This window comes from Bradyrhizobium sp. SZCCHNRI1009 (genome assembly GCF_032487575.1).
In the GTDB taxonomy this organism is placed as follows: domain Bacteria; phylum Pseudomonadota; class Alphaproteobacteria; order Rhizobiales; family Xanthobacteraceae; genus Bradyrhizobium.
The window spans coordinates 140,308-158,591 of the sequence record NZ_JAUEUL010000001.1; the positions used below are offsets into that span (position 1 = coordinate 140,308).

Below are 18,284 nucleotides of genomic sequence, written 5' to 3' on the forward strand. Positions count from 1 at the left end.
CTCACCAGTGCACGCTCTGGCTGGGCACGATGTAGGACGTCGTCGGCGGGGGCAGGGCGGTGCTGTCGGCGAGATAGCGCCAGGCACCGACAATGACGATCAACAAAGCGATGATGCAGAGCAGGTCCACCTGACGGGCATCGTGGTTGTCGGCATGGTCGGGACCGATGCTCTTGCGCGATCGGTTGCTTCTGGGACTGATTGTCCAGCGCATCGTTGTCTCCTCCCGAAGGAAGCGTCACATCAATGCAGGCCGAGGCAGCGCGGTTCCTGCTGGGAGCGCCGGCTCTTGGCGTAAGAATAAGCCTGACTACAGATTTCGCCAGGCCCTTTTGCTGCAGATCAATCGACGGGCGAGGCGTCTGTTGCGCTGCACATCAGTCCGGACCGTTGACGCCGCGCCATCGCGCGTAGCGCCACGGCAGGTACCAGCGGGCGCGCACAGGAGCCGTCGTTGGGACGTTGTCGATGCCCGAGGTGCCAAAGGGCTGGCAGCGCAGCAGCCGAGCGAGTGTCATCCACCCACCCGCCCAGAGCCCGAAGCGTTCGATGGCTTCATCGGCATAGACCGAGCAGGTCGGCAGATGCCGGCAATTGTAGCCGACCAGTGGCGACAATGTGTGGCGATACAGCCAGATCAGCGCATGAGCAGCGCGCCGCGGGAGTCGGGCCAGCAGCGACCCGATGTGCGCAGAATGGCAGCCGATGTCAGAGCATGAGTGCTTCATGAGCGCGATGCAAGATGGATGGGCGAGCTTCTGACCGGTTCCTCGGCAGGGAACCCGGCTCTCGGTCATTTGTGGTGATGTGATGCAACAATGGCCGGTTTTCAGCGGCGTCGCAGCACGCCGCAGCTGGACGGTAGGTGATTGCCCGGATACGTTTCTCGGCAAGGATGTGACAGACTAATAACGGATTTGAGGCCAAGTTGTCAGGTCTTTCCGCAAGAAAACCGAGGAACTGCGTACCGAGCTTGACGAGGGGGACGGATTGCGCGTGAGATTGCTGCGGTCGCGTGAATTGCGCTGGATGCTACTCGGTGTTGCAGCGCTTGGGATGGTGGTCGGTGGCGCGATCACCATCATGTCAAACACGGCGCGCGCCGGCGGCGCGCTCGAAGAGCGCAAACTCCCGATGCGGTTTGGTTGGGTCGCCTGCGAGCCGAATTGCGGCTGGGTCAGCGCGGTCGGGATCGTCACCGGCGATACGCCGAAGGATTTCGAGGATTTCGCGAGGGATCGCGACCTGACTGGCACCACGCTGGTGCTCGATTCCAGCGGCGGCTCCGTCAATGACGCGATCACCTTGGGCCGCCGGTTCCGCGGCTTGAAGATGCGCACCACCGTCGGCATGACCCAACGCCCGAGCCGCGGGGGTGATCGGCCGCGGGTCATGCCCGAGGCCTATTGCGAGTCGATGTGCGTGTTCCTGCTGCTGGCCGGAACCACGCGTTATGTTCCGGATGCGGCCCATGTCCGCGTCCACCAGATCTGGATGGGAGACCGCGCCGACGACGCCAAGGCGGCGAGCTACACGGCGCAGGACCTGATGATCGTCGAGCGCGACATCGGGCGTCTCGCCAAATACACCTTCGACATGGGTGGAGCGGGCGATCTGCTGTCGCTGGCGCTGAACGTGCCGCCGTGGGAAGACCTGCATGAGCTGTCGCGCGCCGAACTGCGGCTCACCAATGTCGTGACCACGGATCTGATCGCCGAGGTGCTGCCGCCGAAGGGCACGACACCGGTCGCCGAGCTCGCGCCGAAGCCGCAGGCCAAGGACAAGCAGCAGGACCGCTTCCCCGTTGCGCTGGACAAGGCGCAACTGTCGCGTACCGCCGAGGCGTTGCCGCCCGCGACCGTCGCCGCGACGCCACAGCAATAGGCATCGACGTCGCCTGGGTGAGCCGGGCCTCGCGCCAAGAATCGGCGTGTCGAAATACTGCTCCCGCATGTCGCCGCGCTCATGCGGGCTACGGATCGGTCATTCTGCTCGCGCGGGCGGGAAGCGGCGTTGCCTCAGCCCTGGGCGGCGGCCGGCTCCGCGCCGTTGGCCTTCGCCTCGATCTGGCCGATGGCATCGACCACGGCATCGAAGGTCAGCATCGTCGAGGCGTGGCGGGCCTTGTAATCCCGGACGGGCTCGAGCAGGGCGATGTCGGCCCATTTGCCCTCCGGCGGCGCGCCGTTTTCCTTCAGCATCCTCCGGACCGTCTCCCGCAGCTCGCGCAGCTCCGCGGCGCTGGAACCGATAACGTGGCGGGCCATGATCGAGGAGGAGGCCTGGCCGAGGGCGCAGGCTTTCACGTCGTGGGCGAAGTCGGTCACCACGGGCCCATCCATCTTGAGGTCGACCTTGACGGTCGAGCCGCAGAGCTTGGAATGGGCGGTGGCGGTGGCGTCCGGGTGGTCCAGCCGTCCGAGCCGCGGAATGTTGCCGGCCAGCTCGATGATGCGCTTGTTGTAGATGTCGTTCAGCATGTGCCTGACGTCCCGGAATTACCGGCGTGGCGGCCTTGGCGGCCGGGTTTCATCGCCCTATATTGCGAGTATATGGAAACGATTGGCAGGAATTCCAGCCACATCCACAGGCGTCCGGCGCCAGAGGCGCCAAGCCTGCGTGTGGCGCCTCTGCAGGTGACGCCCTCAAGGTGATGCTGTGCCGGTGACACTCCGGTCGGACCGCCGACCGGTCGAACGGAGTTGAGATGGACACTTTGATCAAGACGCTGCGCACCACCAAGCCCGAGGGCAAGCCGTTAGACGCCAAGCTGACCGACCCCCGCGCTGCAGAGCTCGATCCTGCCGATTTTCTTGCTGCTGCCGTGCGGCCGGACCGGCCACGGCCGTCGCGCGCCGAAGCCGAGGCCGCGGTTTACACGCTCCTGAACTATATCGGCGAGGATCCGACCCGCGAAGGGCTGGTCGATACGCCGCGCCGGGTCGTCGAGGCCTATGACGAGCTGTACCAGGGCTATCACCAGTGCCCGGCCGAGGTGCTCGACCGTACCTTTGGCGAGACCGCCGGCTACGATGACTTCGTCCTGATTCGCGACATCGAGTTCACGTCGCAATGCGAGCATCACATGATGCCCTTCTACGGCCGCGCGCATATCGCCTATACGCCGGTCGAGCGTGTCGTCGGCCTGTCCAAGCTGGCGCGCCTGACGGACATCTTCGCCCGCCGCCTGCAGACCCAGGAGCATCTGACCGCCCAGATCGCGGCTGCGATCGACGAGGTGCTGAAGCCGCGCGGCGTCGCTGTCATGATCGAGGCCGAGCACACCTGCATGTCGGTGCGCGGCGTCGCCAAGCACGGCGCCATCACCTTCACCAGCCGCTTCACCGGCATGTTCAGGGACAATCCGGCCGAGCAGGGGCGCTTCCTGTCGATGGTGCGCTCGCCGCAACGGTAAGACCAGCAACATCTTAGCGAGAGTTTCGTGTCCTCATCCTCAGTCGAGCGCGAGGAGGGCTTGGCCTTCCTGCCCAAGTTCGACGCGGCCGGCCTCGTCACGTGCGTGACGACGGACGCCGTGAGCGGCGACGTGCTGATGGTCGCCCACATGAACGAGGAGGCGCTGCGCAAGACGGTGGCAACCGGCGAAGCCTGGTATTTCAGCCGCTCGCGCAATGCGTTGTGGCGCAAGGGTGAGAGCTCGGGCCAGACCCAGCGCGTGGTCGAGATGCGCACCGATTGCGACCAGGACGCGGTCTGGCTGCGCGTCGAGCAGACCGGCGCGGCCTGTCACACCGGCCGCCACTCCTGCTTCTATCGCAAGGTGGAGCGGGCTGAGGGCGAGGGCGCGCGGCTGGTGTTTGTCGAGGCCGACCGGCTGTTCGATCCGGCCGAGGTCTATCGCAAGTAGGCCAGCGACCTTCCTCCGGGTCTGTCCTGTCGTTCATTGGCCCGGCCGGGCCCAGCGAATTAACCCGCCATTAACCATAACCGCCGCATTTTGCCGGACGTTTCCGGCGCGTTCGTCTGCCAGCGAATCTGCAAACAGCGGGTCTTCCCATGTCGGTCGACGCATCCAACTCCTCGTCCACCGGTTTCCTCGATGGCGTCCGGGCGAAGGTCGCCGGCGCGATCAAGCAGGCCGCCGACAGCGTCGGCACCAGCTTCGAATATCTGCTGTCGACCGCCAAGATGGAGTCCGACTTCAATCCGACCGCCGGCGCCTCGACGTCATCGGCGCGCGGGCTCTACCAGTTCATCGACCAGACCTGGCTCGGCACGGTGAAGGAAGCGGGCCCCGATCTCGGCTACGGCCAATATGCCGACGCGATCACCCGGACATCGTCGGGCGACTACACGGTCAGCGATCCCGCCATGCGGCAGGCGATCATGAAGCTGCGCGACGACCCGCAGGCGTCGTCCGCCATGGCGGCTGCGCTCACGCAATCGAACAGCTTTCAGCTCACCGGCAAGATCGGCCGCCGGCCGACCGATTCCGAGCTCTATATGGCGCACTTCATGGGCGTCGGCGGCGCGGCGAAGCTGATCACCAGCGCCCAGGAGACGCCGAATGCATCGGCTGCGCGAATGTTTCCCAGCGCCGCCGCGGCCAACCGGCCGATCTTCTACGATCGCGACGGACAAGCCCGCAGCGTGTCCCAGGTCTATGCGGTGCTGAACACGCGCTATGCCGGCGCCGCCAATTCCTCGGCCACCCGGGGCGCGCTTGCACTTTACGGTGGGACGAATGTCGCGGCCAATGCGGCCGGCGGCGGCGCGCTGCCGACGACCGACACCGCAACCTTCCTGTCGATGTTTCCGGATGCGCGCGGCTCATCCCGGGCCGGCACCTCGACGACGGCCGACGCGTCGGCGGTCAGTCGGCCGGCGGATCCGATGTTTCGCTCGCTCTTCCAGGTCGACGGCCAGTCGAGCCAGGCGGTCTCGCCCACCGTGCGCGAGTTGTGGGGCCATTCATCGGTTGCCAGCGCGACCCCGCCGGAGAGCGGCAGTAACGATGCCAGCGGTAATGGTCAGCGCAGGCTCGACCTGTTCAGCGATCCGCACGGCACCTTCTCGGGCTGATGCGCCGGCGCAGGCGGTCGCACGCGTCGCTGAACCATTGATCAAAAAGAACTATTTTTGACGTCCCGCCGCGGCTCGCACCGTCGGCGGCGGCCGCATTTCCCCCGTCGGATTACGGCCAAATGAGGCGTTGAGTGGTATCATAGTATAGAAACAACCTGTCGCCTTAACAAAATATCAACAAAACCAGCCACTTATGGTGAACGCTTTGTTAAGCGTCGTGGTTTATTTTCGGTGCTGTTGAGGCCCTCGTGGCCTTTGTCTGCAAGTTGCGTAAGCCGGAAAGACCATGATCGTTCGGCAGTTTCTCAGTTGGGTCAGAACCGCACCCGCCGGTGAGCGGGCAGAGGCCACCAGGGCGCTCGCGCGGGCGTGGTTGTTGTCGGATCTCTGCGACGAGGATCGCGGCGCCGCGGAGGGCGCGCTCCTTATGCTGTTGGACGATCCGTCGCCGCTGGTGCGGCAGGCGATGGCGGAGGTGTTCGCCCGCTCGGAGGAGGCGCCGGCCGCCATCGTCCAGGCGCTCGCCACCGACCAGGCTTCTGTCGCCGCCATCATCCTCGAATATTCGCCGCTGCTGATCGATGCCGACCTCGTCGACATCGTCGCGACTGGTAACTCCGAAACCCAATGCGCGATCGCGCGCCGCGTCGGCCTGCCGGCGCCGGTGTGCGCAGCGATCGCCGAGGTCGGCAGCGCCGCTGCAGCGCTCGAGCTGATCGAGAATGCTTATGCCGAGCTGGCGCCGTTTTCCTGGGACCGCATCGTCGAGCGTCACGGCCATCTCGCCGCCATCCGCGAAGCGATGCTGGTGCTGGACGATCTGCCGGCCGCGACGCGCGCGGCGCTGGTCGACAAGCTCTCAGAGACACTGGCGCAGTTCGTGGTCGCCAGGAACTGGCTCAGCGCCGACAGGGCAGGGCGCATCACCAATGAGGCGCGCGACCGCTCGACCATCACCATCGCGGCGCGCTCGCGCGGCGAGGAGCTGCGCGGGCTGGTCCAGCATCTGCGCGCAACCTCGCAACTCACCGCGGGTCTGATCCTGCGCGCGCTGCTCTCCGGCAATGTCGAATTGTTCGAGATCGCGCTGTCGGAGCTCGCCGACATGCCACGGGCGCGGGTGGCGGCGCTGCTCAACGATCGCGGCCGCGCCAGCCTGCAGGGGCTGCTGCGCAAGGCGGGCATTCCCGACACCACCTTCGACGCCTTCAGCATCGCGCTCGAGGTCTGCCGCGAGAACGGCTTTGCCGACACCTTGAGCGGGGCAGCGATCCTGCGCCGCAAGATGGTGGAGCGCGTGCTCACCCATTGCGCCACCGACCGCGACGCGGCGGCGCCGCTCTTGATCCTGCTGCGCCGCTTCGCCACCGAATCCGCGCGCGACGAGGCCCGTGAGTTCTGCGACGAGGTGATGGCCGAGGATTTCGTCGCCGGGCTGGAGTTCGGACTGATCGCGGCGTGAACCGTGTGCGCTGCCGTAGGGTAGGCAAAGGCGCGTCGCAGATATTGCCACGTTCGAGCGCGCGGGGGCGTCGTGCCCACCGACTTGCTGCAAAGACTGCCGATCCATGATGGGCACGCGACCGCCGCTTTGCGGCGGCGCTTTGCCCATCCTACGTGATCGCCATCCGATTACGGCTGATCGCTCGGCACGAGGCTCGGCGCCAGGATCGCTTCGAGATGCTCCGGCCGGTTGCGGTTGACCTGGATCAGATAGTCGTCCGCCACGCGGCGCAGCCGGCGGCTCAGTTCGCCTGCGACCGTCGCGCTGTCATACTTCGTATGATCATGCACGATCGCCTGGATCGCGTTGACGTGATGCTCGAACAGCTCGGCCGGGACCTTTTCGAGATCCGGCGCGTGCTCGATGATCCGGCAAAGGCTGTCGGCAACCTCGGCGGCGGCGGGATAGCCGAAGGTCGCGGCGTCGCCCTTGATGTCGTGTGCCGCGCGGAACATCTCCTCGCAGGCATCGTCGTCGAAGCCGGTCTTGAGGACTGCTGCATAGGCTTTCGTCAGGCGATCGGCCTCGGTGTCCATCCACGACTTGAACTCGCCGGACAGCCCTTCGAGCGCGGCTTCGGCACGCGCGATCGGATCGTCGAGATCCTTCTCTTCGGCGCGACGCAGCACCTTCTTCAGCGGATTGGGCTGGGTGATGACGTGATGCGAGGCGTAGGTCTTGACTTGGATCGCCGGGGTCTTGTCTTTTGCCATCTCGATATCCCCTGATGATGCCGACCAGCGCACTTCGACGCATCGCCCCGATTCATATCCGAGGAGCTTGGAGCGCTGGGCGCCGATCCCCGGATTGCGTTAACGCCGGCTCACTGCCGTGCCCCTAAACTGCGGAGCGCGCTTTATCCAGAAGTGACGGCTGCTGGAAAATCTCCGCCTCGCCGCCGATCCGGCGCTCGGGCCCGATATAGGCCGTGTTGGTGTTGCGGCGCCGGTCCGGGCCGAAATAGGTCTTTGTCTTGATGAAGGGGCGCGGATTGGCGACCACGTTGAGGATGCGCTGATACAGGCCTTTGGCCGAGATCGGCTTGGCGAGGAATTCCGTCACGCCGGCGTCGCGCGCGACGGTGACCCGGCGCTTCTCCGAATGCCCTGTCAGCATGATGATCGGCGCGTAGGGATTGCCCTTGGCTTCCGGCTGCCGGATCATCTGCGCGAGCTCGAGGCCGTCGAAGATCGGCATTGCCCAGTCGGTGATGACGATATCAGGCGAGAAATGAGTGTACATCTCGAGAGCGGTCGCGCCGTCCTCGGCCTCGTTGACCTCGCGGGCGCCGAACGAATGCAGCAATGTGCGCAGGATGCGGCGCATGTGCGGGTTGTCGTCGCAGACGAGAAAGCGCAGCTTGTTGAAGTCGATGCGATACATTTGGGCCGGCCCGGAGGGATCACCGGTGAAGGTGGTCAACGCGCATTAACCATACGGAGCCGCGGGTTAACAAAGCGTTGCGCGGGGCGGCTGAGGCGCAAAAAGGCGCGGACAACCGAGATGTCAGTAGCCGAACTGCTCGCTCAGGATCCGCTCTTCCAGGCTGTGGCCGGCGTCGAACAGCATCCGCATCGAGATCGTCTTGTCGGAGAGCACCTCGACCCGCTGGACGTTGCGGACCTCGTCATGGTCGGCCACCGCCGCGACCGGCCGCTTGTCGCCTTCGAGCACCTCGATGATCACATAGGCGGTGTTCGGCAGCAGGGCGCCGCGCCAGCGCCGCGGCCGGAACGCGCTGATCGGCGTCAGCGCCAGCAGCGCGGCGTTGATCGGCAGGATCGGGCCCTGCACGGAGAGATTATAGGCGGTGGAGCCCGCGGGCGTCGCGACGAGCACGCCGTCGGCGATCAGCTCCGGCATGCGCTCGCGCTCATCGATCAGGATGCGCAGCCGCGCGGTCTGTGCCGTCTGGCGGAACAGGTAGACCTCGTTGATGGCGTGGTGGATGTGAACGACGCCCGCAGCATCCGTCGCCCGCATCAGCAGCGGATGAATCACCGATTCCTGTGCCGCTTCGAGCCGTCCATGCAGATCGATCGTGCTGAATTCGTTCATCAGGAAGCCGACCGTGCCGCGATGCATGCCGTAGATCGGCTTGCCCGAGCGCATGTGGTCGTGCAGCGTCTGCAGCATCAGGCCGTCGCCGCCGAGCGCGACCACGACGTCCGCCAGGTCCGGATCGGAGTTGCCATAGAGCGCGGAGAGCTGCGTCAGCGCGGCCTGGGCCTCGGCACTCGGACTCGCAACGAAGGCGATCCGCTCATATCGCTTGGACGTGGTCATGCGTCGCAGGGCTCGCTGGTCGGTTGGCCGGTAACAGGCGCCGTGTCGTCTAGCCGACCTTGCCCGTGCTTGTCCATCGCGGCCGGTATCCTGGGGCAATGGGGCCGGGATGAGGCTGATGTGGCCAGGACATACGCGCACGCGCGGAAGTCATCGGGGCGTCATTTTTCCTGCAGGCTGCGCACGGGATCCCAGGACGAGGAGCCGGTCCGCAGGGTTGCTTTCGCCCGCTCGGCGAAGAAGCGGCTCGGAGGATCGCTCGGTGCACCCCGCGCGAAGCAGTCGGCCGCTTGCGGCAGCTCGCGGGCGCGCCAATGCGCAAGGCCTGTGGCATAGCCGGTCAGGAGGACCTGTTCCTCCGGCCTGAGCTCGGCTGCGCGGCCATGCAGCTCGTAGATCTTCAGCGACTGCTCGCGACCCTTGACCCGGATGGTGTCGAGCTCGCGCCAGGCGAACTCGGTGCCGGCGAGCGCGACCGTGCTCTCGGAGGCGATGATCGTGGTGCCATAGAACTTGTTGGCGCCCTCGAGCCGCGAGGCGACGTTCACGGCGTCGCTCATCACGGAATAGTTGAAGCGGCGCTGCGAGCCGAAATTGCCGACCAGCGCGGCGCCGCTGTTGATGCCGATGCGCTGTGCCACCTTGATGCCCTGGAACGCCGTCGACGTATTGTTGAGCTCGGCGAGCTTCGCCTTGCAGTCGAGCGCCGCGCGCGCCGCGCTGCGCGCATGATCGGGATCGTCGAGCGGAGCGCCGAACACGGCGACCACGGAGTCGCCGATATATTTGTCGACATAGCCGTCGTGGCTTTCGATGACGTCGGTCATGGCCGAGAGATATTCGTTGGTGAGGGCCATGAGCTGCTCCGGCGTCATCTGCTCGGCGAGGCGCGAGAAGCCCTCGATGTCGGAGAAGAACACGGTGACCTCGCGGGTCTCGCCGCCGAGTTGCGGCAGCCGGCGCGAAGCGAGCATGCGGTCGATCTCGTGCGGTGCGAGGTAATAGGCAAAGCTCTTCTGCAGCAGCCTGCGGTCCTTGTCGGTGACCATGAAGCGATAGCCGGTGGTCGCTGCCAGCGCGAGCACGCCCGCTGCGAGCGGCTCCGCCAGGGGCAGCGCGTAGGCATGGTCGAAGAGAGCGGTTGCGAGCACGGTGTAGAGCAGGGCGGCCACGGCCAGGATGGCCGCTGCGGAGGCGGGCCGCAGCAGTCGGGCGAGCAGCGCGGCAAGCAGCGCGATGGTTGCGGCGATGGCGTAGATCGCAGGGCGTCCGAGTTCGGTTGCCGCGTCCTGCCGCACCAGATTGTTCACCGCCGTGGCGTGGATGTAGACGCCGGCAATGGTGCTGCGGGCGAACGTCTCGGCGATCCTGCGCTCGTCCAGCACGCAGCGCGGCCGCCGCGCGCCCTCGGCACGGGTTGCGAAGCGCTTCGAGGTGAGCCGCCGATCCTCGATCCCGACGGTGCCGAGCAGGACGACCTTGCCGGCGAACTCGCGGCGGAAATAGTCCTTGTCGCCTTTCAGCGCGCAGGCGCGCAAGTCGGCGAACGAGTAGGTCGGAATGTCCTGGGCGCCGCCGGCAAAATTCAGGGTCATGGTGCTCGGCACGCTGCCGGGCACCTTGTACGCACCGAGTGTGACGCCGTCAGCGGCAATGAGCGGCGCGGTGCCGGTTGCGCGCCCCGCCAGTTCCAGCGCCATGCTCGGGACTGCCTTGCCGTCGACCGATAGCGTCAGCGGATGGCGGCGGACGACATCGTCGCTGTCAGTATAGGTGTTGAGCGGACGAAGATTCTGCTGCTGGCGCACCGCGATGCGCTGGCCGGGCGCGGGCAGGATCGGCGGCTCGGCAAAGATCTCGCCCAGCACCACCTTGCCGCCGGCGGCCGCGGCAGCGAGCGCGCGCAGGAAGTCGCGATCGAAGCCGCGCGTCTTCTCGCCGAGGGTGCTGTCGCCGAGCGGAATCTCCGACTGCTCGATCGATGTCTGGAACACGATGTCGAAGCCGACCACCTTGGCGCCGCCGTCGAGGACCGCCGTCATCACGCGGCCGATCTCGCCGGTCCAGGTCAACAGCGGCGCGCCCTTGAAGGGGGGCGCCTGGTAGCTCTCCTCGTCGACCGCGATCACCACCGCCGGACTCGCCGCCGCATCGTGACGGTTGCCGAAGATCTCGAAGCGCAGCCATGTCAGCGCATCCAGCGACAGGCCGCGGCCGCGCTCGAAGACGGGCGACACGAACAGGCCCGCGCACGCCAGCGCGATGGCGATGACGGCAATGGCGTCGCGCGTCCGGCGTCCGACCGCCACCGATAAAAGCCTTCGGTCTCAGTTGAACCGGATCAATCGCCCGACCGCGGGTCCAGGCCCCGCCTTGGCCTGTGCGTCGACCTTGAACACGATCCGCGCGTTGCTGAAGCTCGCAACATAGGTCCCGCCGGGCGTGAGCGGGTGGCTGGTGCCGGCGAAATCGTAGAATCGTCCCTTGTATTGCCGGCCCGAGAGCTCGACCTGCTGGCGCTCGCCGGGCTGGTCGAGGCGCTCGACGACCAGCGTGCCGCGGCCCTTGGCCTCGAAGATGGGCGACGCGCTGTAGATGATCGCCTGGGCCACCGGTGCGCTGTCCGGTCCGACGCTGCGCACGATCGTGGCCGCGACCTCGCTGGTCTCGCGCGAGGTGGCCTGTGCGTGGCTGGCGTCGCAATTGACGATGTCGCTCTTGAGCGTCGCGCCGTCGACCGTGCTTTCGCCGGGTCCCACGGTGACGCTGCCGGCGCCGTTGACCGTCTCGCGCCGGCACGATTTGAGGTAGCTCATCACCACGGCGCCATCTGGGCCAAGCTTGATCACCTGGCCGGGCGCCACATAGTCCATCAGCTCGGCGCCGGCCACATCCCCCTGGACGTCCTCGACCAGCGCCGCCGGCGGGCCGGCCCAGGCCGCCGGCGGTCCAATCACGACCGGTCCGGCGAGCCCGGTGAGGGCTGCGATGATGAGCGTCGGCAACTTCATGATGAACTCCGTGATCGCGATCGGCGGCGCGCCTCTTGTCCCAAACCTGGGTGTCCCGGTGATGGGACGTCGGAAGCGCTGGAGAGGTTCGAGCCCATAACACACCTGAGGGGACCAGGCACGGGTGCTGATGTGACCTGGATCACGGAAGAGTTGCTTGAGCTTGCTCCCAAGCCGCGGTTCATGCGCTTGCAGAAATGGCGAGTTACGCCAATCGCCTGGTCGAGGGAGTGAGCTGATGGCAGGTTTGAGATCGTCCGTCGCGTGGCCGGGACTGATGGCGTTGGCCTTGACGGCAGTGCTCGCCGGGCCGGCCTTGCACGCCGAGGACGCGCCACCGGCGGCGCAGGACGCCGCGGCGCCGGGGTCACATCGCACCGGCTCGGCTGGAAATCGCGCCGCGAGCCCGCCCGGCTCAGCATCGACCGCCGAGCAGCACAAGCTGCCGCCGGACTCCACCACGACGCAGAAGCTCGAACTGCCCGGCCGCACGCTGTCGTTCACGGCGACTGCCGGTTCGATCCGCCTGTTCGACGACAAGAGCGAGCCGCAGGCCGACATCGCCTACACCTCCTATCAGCTCGATGGCGCCGATCGCGCCAACCGCCCGGTGACCTTCTTCTTCAACGGCGGCCCTGGCGCCTCATCCGCCTATCTGCAGCTCGGCAATGCCGGTCCGTGGCGGATCGGTATCGATGCGGCCAGCGTGACGCCCTCGTCGAAGCCGGAGCTGATGCCGAATGCAGACACCTGGCTCGACTTTACCGATCTCGTGTTCATCGATCCCGTCGGGACCGGCTACAGCCGTTTCGTCGCGACCGGCGACGAGGTGCGCAAACGGTTCTTCTCGGTCGATGGCGACGTGCGTTCGCTGTCGCTCGTGGTGCGTCGCTGGCTGGAGAAGCACGACCGTCTCGCATCGCCCAAGTTCATCACGGCTGAGAGCTATGGCGGCATTCGCGGTCCGAAGATCGTCAACAACCTGCAGCATGACCAGGGCATCGGCATCAGCGGCCTGATCCTGCTGTCGCCGCTGATGGATTTTCGCGACTATTCCGGCTCGAGCCTGATGCAATATGTCGCGAGCCTGCCGAGCTATGCCGCCGTCGCCAAGCAGTTGAAGGGGCCGGTGACCCGCGCCGATCTTGCCGACGTCGAGCGTTACGCCAGCGGCGAGTTCCTGCTCGACCTCGTCAAGGGCGAGGCCGATGTGGAAGCAACCAATCGGCTCGCCGACAAGGTCGCGAGCCTGACCGGCATCGACCAGGCGGTCAGCCGCAGGCTGGCCGGCCGCTTCGACGTCTCGGAGTTTCGCCGTGAGTTCGACCGCAAGAACGGCCGCATCACCGGCCGCTATGACGGCTCCGTCCTCGGCATCGATCCGTATCCGGATTCCAGCCGGTCACGCAGCTCCGATCCATCGGGCGACGTGCTGACCGCGCCGCTGACCAGCGCGGCGGTCGAGCTGACGACGCGCAAGCTGAACTGGCGCCCCGAGGGCTCCTATGAGCTGCTGAGCGGAGCCGTGAACCGGTCATGGGATTTCGGCCGCGGCACCAGCCCGCCGGAGTCCACCGCCGAGCTCCGGCAGATCCTCGCGCTCGATCCCAAGCTCAAGCTGCTGGTCGGCCACGGCCTGTTCGATCTCGCCACGCCGTACTACGGCTCGAAGATCCTGCTCGACCAGCTGCCCGCCTTCGCGCGGCCGCCGCGGGTCAAGCTCGTGGTCTATCCCGGCGGGCACATGTTCTATTCCCGCGACGACGCGCGCAAAGCCTTCCGCGGCGAGGCCGAGGCGCTGATGAAGTAGGCCAAGCAAGTAGCCCGGATGAGCGCAGCAATATCCGGGTTCACACGAGCTGGGTGCGAGAACCCGCGTATCGCTGCGCTCACCCGGGCTACGCACCATGTTTGCGCCTACGCGTCCTTCTTCCGGCGCCCTTTCGGATATTTCCGCTCCATCTCGGCCTTCACCACGCGTTCGGGCCGCACCCGTGCGCCCGCGAGCCAGATCTCGCTGACGCCGGACTTGGTGCGGACTCGCCTGACCGCCTCGCCATGGCTGGCATAGCCGGCCGCGTGCACGATGCGCCCGGTATCGCGTCCGGTCACCTCGATGCGGGCGGCATCGAGGAACGGGTTGATGAACACCGGATTGGCGACCATGACCCTCTCGCCGAACGGGACGAGATCGACGGCGCCCCACAGCGTCCACCAGCGGCCGGTCCAATCGCGCGTCCTGCGCGACGGTGCGCCATGGGTGGCGAAGGCCTGCAGGATGAACTTGACGCCATTGGCCCAGCCGGGCGCCCAGCCGTCGACGGCATTGGTCAGCACGGTGATCGTGATGTCGCGCGCGGGAATGACTGAGGTGCGTGAGATGTAGCCCTGAAAGCCGCCGCCATGGCCGAACCAGTCGAAGCCGGCGGTCGTCCCGCTCATGAGCGCCAGGCCGTAATAGGCCTCTTCGACGTCCTGGGGCACGCGCCATTGCCGCCGGATCATCTCGCGCCGGCTCGCGACCGACAGCAGGCTCTTCTTCGCATTCGGGGCGAGCTGGGCGAAGAAGCGGGCGGTGTCGGCCGCCGTGGCGACCACACCGGCGGCGGCCATGATCGCGTTGGTCGGATTGTCGCCGGGAATCACGACACGGCGGCCCACGGGGACGATGCGCGAATGGCCGCGCGCGAACGGGATGCCCTTGCCAAGCAGCGTCATGTCCGGCGCGCTTTCACGCAAGGCCAGCGGCGTCATGATCTCGCGCTGCAGCCAGGTCGGGTAGGGCTCGCCGGTGATCGCCTCGATGACCAGGCCGAGCAGGCCGTAGCCGTGGTTGGAATATTTGAAGCGGCTGTTGGGATCGATCGCCGGCGGCAGCTTCAGCTCGGCCAGCAGCTCATCCTTGTCGAGATAGGAGCGGCCGTCGGTGAACTGGCCGGAATCCTTGCCGTCGCGGATCAGGCCCGCCGTGTGCGACAGCAGCTGGTTCAGCGTGGCCGCGGCGACGTCCGGATGCAGATCCTTGACGTATTGTCCGACGGTGTCGTCGAGCTTCAACCGCTTCTGCTCGCGCAGGCGCATGAGGGCTGCGGCGGTGAACGCCTTGGTGTGCGAGGCGATGCGGAAGCGGTGCCGCGGCGTCAGCTTCTCGCCGCTGTCGAGATTGGCGTGGCCGTAGGCCGCCTCCAGGACGATCTCACCGCGATGGGCGATCGCAAGGATGCAGCCGGGCTGCTCGGAGACCGCGACCTGAAAGGCCAGCCAATCCTTGATGTAATCGAGTGCTGCGCCAAGCCAGGGCTCCACGAGGCAATCTCCTGTCCAAAAGACGTGATGAAAATGAACTGCGAGACATCCTATCCTTAGCGGACGAAGGGCATGGGACAAACGAAAATGGCGCAACCCTTTCGGGTTGCGCCACTGTCGAGATCAGAGCTGCTCCGATCGCGTCGTCAGTAGACGAGGCCGGTGCCCGGCTGTTTCTCCAGCGCGTCGGCCAGCGAACGATATTCGGGGCTGTTGGTGCCGGCGAGCTGTGCGACCTTGTCGAGGTGGTACTTGGCCTGCTCGCGGTTGCCCTGTTCGAGCTGCCACAGGCCGTAATACTGCCAGGTGCGCACGTGGTTCGGATCATCCGCCAGGGCCTGCTCGTAGTACTGCTTGGAGGCCTGGTAGTTGCCGAGCTTGCGGTAGGAGTAGCCGATCAGGTTGGCGACGTCGGCGACGTCCTCGCGGTTCAGCGCCTTGAGCTGCTGGATCGCGGTGGTGTAGTCGCCGCGATCATAGATCGAGGTGTAGGCCGTGCGATAGGCCGCCAGGAACTTCGGATCTTCGATGCTCGAGCTCTTGTCCTTCTTCTTCTTGCCCGAATCCGACGCCGGCGGCGCAGACGGGGTATCGCTGCCCGCGGCATAGGCCTTCGACAGAAGCAGCGGCCCGGAGGCCACGGCCATCGAGAACAGAGCCAGCGTGGCAATCCTGATCGCAGACTTTTTCATTCGTATCTCCCGAGTTGTCGATCCAACAGGTGACTGCGTACGGAGAAGAACTCCCGCAGCTGCGAAATATTCCCGGCCATTTGCGCGGATTTTGCGCCGCGATCGGTGCATTATACGGACGACATGATGACAGACCAGTCACCTCGATGACTATCCCTTCATGTCCATGAACTGAAAACACCGCTTTACTTCAGGGTGGGTTCAGTGCCGGTTCCCTATCGTCGTCTCCATGATCACGAGCCTATCCGGACTGGATGGTGCCTCCAGATCTTCACATCACGGAGATGACCATGCTGAAGTCAATGTCTGTTGCGCTGCTCGCCGCGTCGATCCTGGCTGCGCCCGCGTTCGCCGCTGGTCCTGCAAAAACCGATACGTCCGCGAAGTCCAGCCAGACCACTGGCACCGCGAAGACCGATGTGAGCAAGACCGATGCGGCCAAGACCGACGCCACCAAGCCGGGCGCGATGCAGGCCGGCGACAAGCCCAACGAGATGAAGCCCACCGTCGGCAAGACGAAGACCAAGCCGCATGCCTCGCTTGTCCGCCACAAGCATCGCCACGTCGCGCATCTCAGCCATCACAACAAGGTGAGCCTCAAGCGCGTGACGCCGGCGACCCGCCGCGGCTGATCCGGCCACGGCCTGGCCAAGCCAGATCTGATCGTCGACCGCCGGAGCGCCAGAGCGCTCCGGCGGTCGCGGCTTGACGAAGGCGTGAGCCGGGACGGATTTCCCGGGTGTCGGCTTTGAGCTAGAACGACCGCGGGATTGGATTGCAAGAGTTGGGCGCCGTGGGGATGGGGAGATCGAGCTGGTGGCCGGCGACAGCGCTGGCGCTGCTGTTGGCCGGCTGCGCGAGCGGCGGTCCGGCCGCGTTCATGAGCGAGGACAATCGCGGCATCGCCTATACCGGTGATCGTGGCGTCGGCAGCCAGCCGTTTCCGACCAACCACCGCAGCGAGATCCTGTCCTATCTGAGGACCTACCTGAACAATCCGGTCGGGGTGCGCGACGGCGTCATGGCGGAGCCGGTGCAACGGGCGGTCGGTGGCCGGCTGCGTTATGTGAGCTGTCTCCGCTATGCGGCGCGCGAGTCCGACGGCAGCTACCGTCCGGCGCAGGAGCGGGCGGCGGTGTTCGTCGACGGCCGGTTCGACCGCCTGGTCGAGGATGCCGGCGAGCTCTGCGCCGGGTCGACCTACACGCCATTCCCGGAGCTGGCCGGCCTCACGCGTTAGGCCGCGGCGTTTTCGACGGCCTGCCACGTCGTCGCAGCGCCTTGCCAAGCGGTTCGTCCGATCACAAATCAGGGACGGGCCGAACGCTTTGTCGCCTTGCGGCGACCAAATGTCGGGCGAGGCGTCAGCTTCACGAAATATTCGGGAAGCCTATGGAACAAAAGGCCTTTGTTGCCCTCTGGTGACACCGCAGCAGCAATCACAGCTGCGTCACCGCCACCGGGCAACCCAAATGCGGCCATGATGTTCGATAGATGTCGCAAACGAATAACGGGGACGTCCCATGAAGCGGTTTTTGATCAGTGCAGTGGCCTTGACCACCTTGGCTGCCCCGGCTTTCGCCGCCGACATGCCTCCGCGCACCTACACCAAGGCGCCGGTCTACACGCCCCCTCAGGCGATCTACAACTGGACCGGCTTCTATCTCGGTGGTCACCTCGGCGGCGCCTTCGCGGGCAACAACAGCCTGGAAGGCAACAACGGGCGCTTTCTCGGCGGCGTGCAGGGTGGCTTCGACTACCAGTTTGCCCCGAACTGGGTGCTCGGCATCGAGGCCCAGTACAGCTGGATGGACCGCAACACGACCAATTTCGGCTTCCCGGGGGCGACGGTTGTGACCTCGACCGGCGCCAACCAGCTCGGCTCGGTCACCGGCCGTCTCGGCTACACCTGGGGACCGGCGTTGCTCTATGCCAAGGGCGGTTACGCCTGGCGGGACGGCAACAATCTCGGGGTGAGCGTCGCCGGCGTGCCGACGGGCTTCACCACGTCCGGCAATACCAAGGACGGCTACACCGTCGGCGCCGGCCTCGAATACATGTTCGCGCCGAACTGGTCGGCCAAGACTGAATACCAGTACTACAATTTCGGCAATACGACCTTCACGGGCGGACCGGCTCCGGTCGTGGGCAGCCGCTTCAACAGCGACGAGCATACGGTCAAGGTCGGCGTGAACTACCGCTTCGGCTGGGGCGGGCCGGCCGCCAGCAAGTACTAAGCGAGGTCGCGAGCCCCTGGCCGACGGCTTCCGGGTCGAGCGTATCGCGCCTCAATTCCAACACGCCCGCGCCGTCTGGTGCGGGCGTGTTGCTGTCCGGCGGGTGGCCGGCGATGGTTTCGAGGACGCTCACGCGGTGCGAAAAAATTTTCAAACCTTCGTGAAACTTTCGCCATCAGTTGATATTATCAGTCCGCCGGTT

The 18,284-nt window shown here is 65.9% G+C and carries 19 protein-coding genes; 9 read left to right on the forward strand and 10 right to left on the reverse strand.

The window, feature by feature from the left end; all coding sequences use genetic code 11:
* Window position 1 precedes the first annotated feature (1 nt).
* Together QX010_RS00670 and yidD are read right to left on the reverse strand one after the other, a co-directional pair.
* Window positions 2–214, reverse strand: a complete 213-nt coding sequence (locus QX010_RS00670; protein WP_316177013.1) for a hypothetical protein — start codon at window positions 212–214, stop codon at window positions 2–4.
* A 163-nt stretch (window positions 215–377) separates the two neighbouring features.
* Entirely contained in the window at window positions 378–728 is a 351-nt protein-coding gene (yidD, locus tag QX010_RS00675; RefSeq protein ID WP_315801047.1) for a membrane protein insertion efficiency factor YidD, read from the reverse strand.
* Between the two features lie 262 nt (window positions 729–990).
* On the opposite strand from yidD, the gene QX010_RS00680 reads away from it, so the two are divergent.
* On the forward strand, window positions 991–1,884 hold the full coding sequence (locus tag QX010_RS00680; RefSeq protein WP_315801046.1) for a hypothetical protein: 894 nt from the start codon (window positions 991–993) through the stop codon (window positions 1,882–1,884).
* Between the two features lie 134 nt (window positions 1,885–2,018).
* On the opposite strand, the gene QX010_RS00685 is transcribed toward QX010_RS00680, so the two are convergent.
* Complete coding sequence (locus QX010_RS00685) at window positions 2,019–2,480, reverse strand: iron-sulfur cluster assembly scaffold protein (RefSeq protein WP_315801045.1); 462 nt, start codon at window positions 2,478–2,480, stop codon at window positions 2,019–2,021.
* A 227-nt stretch (window positions 2,481–2,707) separates the two neighbouring features.
* On the opposite strand from QX010_RS00685, the gene folE reads away from it, so the two are divergent.
* The 4 genes from folE (at window position 2,708) to QX010_RS00705 (ending at window position 6,508) form a co-directional block, all read left to right on the forward strand.
* Window positions 2,708–3,415 carry a GTP cyclohydrolase I FolE gene (folE, locus tag QX010_RS00690; RefSeq protein ID WP_315801044.1) on the forward strand — a complete coding sequence of 236 codons (708 nt, stop codon included), beginning with the start codon at window positions 2,708–2,710 and terminating at the stop codon, window positions 3,413–3,415.
* Window positions 3,416–3,442: 27 nt separating this feature from the next.
* Window positions 3,443–3,868, forward strand: coding sequence for a phosphoribosyl-AMP cyclohydrolase (gene hisI / locus QX010_RS00695; RefSeq protein ID WP_315801043.1), 426 nt, complete (start codon window positions 3,443–3,445; stop codon window positions 3,866–3,868).
* Between the two features lie 149 nt (window positions 3,869–4,017).
* Entirely contained in the window at window positions 4,018–5,043 is a 1,026-nt protein-coding gene (locus QX010_RS00700) for a transglycosylase SLT domain-containing protein (protein ID WP_316177016.1), read from the forward strand.
* A gap of 289 nt (window positions 5,044–5,332) precedes the next feature.
* Complete coding sequence (locus QX010_RS00705) at window positions 5,333–6,508, forward strand: DUF2336 domain-containing protein (RefSeq protein ID WP_315801041.1); 1,176 nt, start codon at window positions 5,333–5,335, stop codon at window positions 6,506–6,508.
* Window positions 6,509–6,678: 170 nt separating this feature from the next.
* Here the strand turns inward: QX010_RS00705 and QX010_RS00710 are convergent, their stop codons facing one another.
* From QX010_RS00710 to QX010_RS00730, 5 genes are all read right to left on the reverse strand, one after another.
* A complete protein-coding gene (locus tag QX010_RS00710; RefSeq protein ID WP_315801040.1) occupies window positions 6,679–7,263 on the reverse strand; it encodes an Hpt domain-containing protein in 585 nt (194 codons plus the stop codon).
* Between the two features lie 124 nt (window positions 7,264–7,387).
* Window positions 7,388–7,933 carry a response regulator gene (locus QX010_RS00715; protein ID WP_172107934.1) on the reverse strand — a complete coding sequence of 182 codons (546 nt, stop codon included), beginning with the start codon at window positions 7,931–7,933 and terminating at the stop codon, window positions 7,388–7,390.
* Between the two features lie 123 nt (window positions 7,934–8,056).
* Entirely contained in the window at window positions 8,057–8,836 is a 780-nt protein-coding gene (locus tag QX010_RS00720) for an NAD kinase (protein WP_315714654.1), read from the reverse strand.
* 161 nt (window positions 8,837–8,997) lie between these two features.
* On the reverse strand, window positions 8,998–11,145 hold the full coding sequence (locus QX010_RS00725) for an adenylate/guanylate cyclase domain-containing protein (protein ID WP_316177019.1): 2,148 nt from the start codon (window positions 11,143–11,145) through the stop codon (window positions 8,998–9,000).
* 18 nt (window positions 11,146–11,163) lie between these two features.
* Window positions 11,164–11,847 (reverse strand): hypothetical protein, encoded by a 684-nt coding sequence (locus QX010_RS00730; protein WP_315801038.1) that lies wholly within the window; start codon window positions 11,845–11,847, stop codon window positions 11,164–11,166.
* A gap of 238 nt (window positions 11,848–12,085) precedes the next feature.
* Here QX010_RS00730 and QX010_RS00735 point away from each other — a divergent pair, with 238 nt between their 5' ends.
* Window positions 12,086–13,657 carry a S10 family serine carboxypeptidase-like protein gene (locus tag QX010_RS00735; RefSeq protein WP_316177021.1) on the forward strand — a complete coding sequence of 524 codons (1,572 nt, stop codon included), beginning with the start codon at window positions 12,086–12,088 and terminating at the stop codon, window positions 13,655–13,657.
* 107 nt (window positions 13,658–13,764) lie between these two features.
* Here QX010_RS00735 and QX010_RS00740 read toward each other — a convergent pair whose 3' ends face one another.
* Both QX010_RS00740 and QX010_RS00745 read right to left on the reverse strand, forming a co-directional pair.
* Complete coding sequence (locus QX010_RS00740) at window positions 13,765–15,153, reverse strand: serine hydrolase domain-containing protein (RefSeq protein ID WP_316177023.1); 1,389 nt, start codon at window positions 15,151–15,153, stop codon at window positions 13,765–13,767.
* A 146-nt stretch (window positions 15,154–15,299) separates the two neighbouring features.
* The gene (locus QX010_RS00745; RefSeq protein ID WP_315801035.1) at window positions 15,300–15,845 is read right to left on the reverse strand and encodes a tetratricopeptide repeat protein; all 546 of its coding nucleotides are present in this window, start codon (window positions 15,843–15,845) and stop codon (window positions 15,300–15,302) included.
* 290 nt (window positions 15,846–16,135) lie between these two features.
* Here QX010_RS00745 and QX010_RS00750 point away from each other — a divergent pair, with 290 nt between their 5' ends.
* From QX010_RS00750 to QX010_RS00760, 3 genes are all read left to right on the forward strand, one after another.
* Window positions 16,136–16,477, forward strand: a complete 342-nt coding sequence (locus tag QX010_RS00750) for a hypothetical protein (protein ID WP_316177025.1) — start codon at window positions 16,136–16,138, stop codon at window positions 16,475–16,477.
* Window positions 16,478–16,638: 161 nt separating this feature from the next.
* Window positions 16,639–17,085 (forward strand): hypothetical protein, encoded by a 447-nt coding sequence (locus tag QX010_RS00755; protein ID WP_316177027.1) that lies wholly within the window; start codon window positions 16,639–16,641, stop codon window positions 17,083–17,085.
* A gap of 283 nt (window positions 17,086–17,368) precedes the next feature.
* On the forward strand, window positions 17,369–18,082 hold the full coding sequence (locus QX010_RS00760) for a porin family protein (protein ID WP_316177029.1): 714 nt from the start codon (window positions 17,369–17,371) through the stop codon (window positions 18,080–18,082).
* The last annotated feature ends 202 nt before the right edge of the window (window positions 18,083–18,284 follow it).

Excerpts from the sequence above, each read along its gene's own strand:
- QX010_RS00670 (WP_316177013.1), bottom strand. The coding sequence starts at position 214 with ATGCGCTGGACAATCAGTCCCAGAAGCAACCGATCGCGCAAGAGCATC.
- yidD (WP_315801047.1), bottom strand. The coding sequence starts at position 728 with ATGAAGCACTCATGCTCTGACATCGGCTGCCATTCTGCGCACATCGGG.
- QX010_RS00685 (WP_315801045.1), bottom strand. The coding sequence starts at position 2,480 with ATGCTGAACGACATCTACAACAAGCGCATCATCGAGCTGGCCGGCAAC.
- folE (WP_315801044.1), top strand. The coding sequence starts at position 2,708 with ATGGACACTTTGATCAAGACGCTGCGCACCACCAAGCCCGAGGGCAAG.
- QX010_RS00700 (WP_316177016.1), top strand. The coding sequence starts at position 4,018 with ATGTCGGTCGACGCATCCAACTCCTCGTCCACCGGTTTCCTCGATGGC.
- QX010_RS00705 (WP_315801041.1), top strand. The coding sequence starts at position 5,333 with ATGATCGTTCGGCAGTTTCTCAGTTGGGTCAGAACCGCACCCGCCGGT.
- QX010_RS00710 (WP_315801040.1), bottom strand. The coding sequence starts at position 7,263 with ATGGCAAAAGACAAGACCCCGGCGATCCAAGTCAAGACCTACGCCTCG.
- QX010_RS00715 (WP_172107934.1), bottom strand. The coding sequence starts at position 7,933 with ATGTATCGCATCGACTTCAACAAGCTGCGCTTTCTCGTCTGCGACGAC.
- QX010_RS00720 (WP_315714654.1), bottom strand. The coding sequence starts at position 8,836 with ATGACCACGTCCAAGCGATATGAGCGGATCGCCTTCGTTGCGAGTCCG.
- QX010_RS00730 (WP_315801038.1), bottom strand. The coding sequence starts at position 11,847 with ATGAAGTTGCCGACGCTCATCATCGCAGCCCTCACCGGGCTCGCCGGA.
- QX010_RS00735 (WP_316177021.1), top strand. The coding sequence starts at position 12,086 with ATGGCAGGTTTGAGATCGTCCGTCGCGTGGCCGGGACTGATGGCGTTG.
- QX010_RS00745 (WP_315801035.1), bottom strand. The coding sequence starts at position 15,845 with ATGAAAAAGTCTGCGATCAGGATTGCCACGCTGGCTCTGTTCTCGATG.
- QX010_RS00750 (WP_316177025.1), top strand. The coding sequence starts at position 16,136 with ATGCTGAAGTCAATGTCTGTTGCGCTGCTCGCCGCGTCGATCCTGGCT.
- QX010_RS00760 (WP_316177029.1), top strand. The coding sequence starts at position 17,369 with ATGAAGCGGTTTTTGATCAGTGCAGTGGCCTTGACCACCTTGGCTGCC.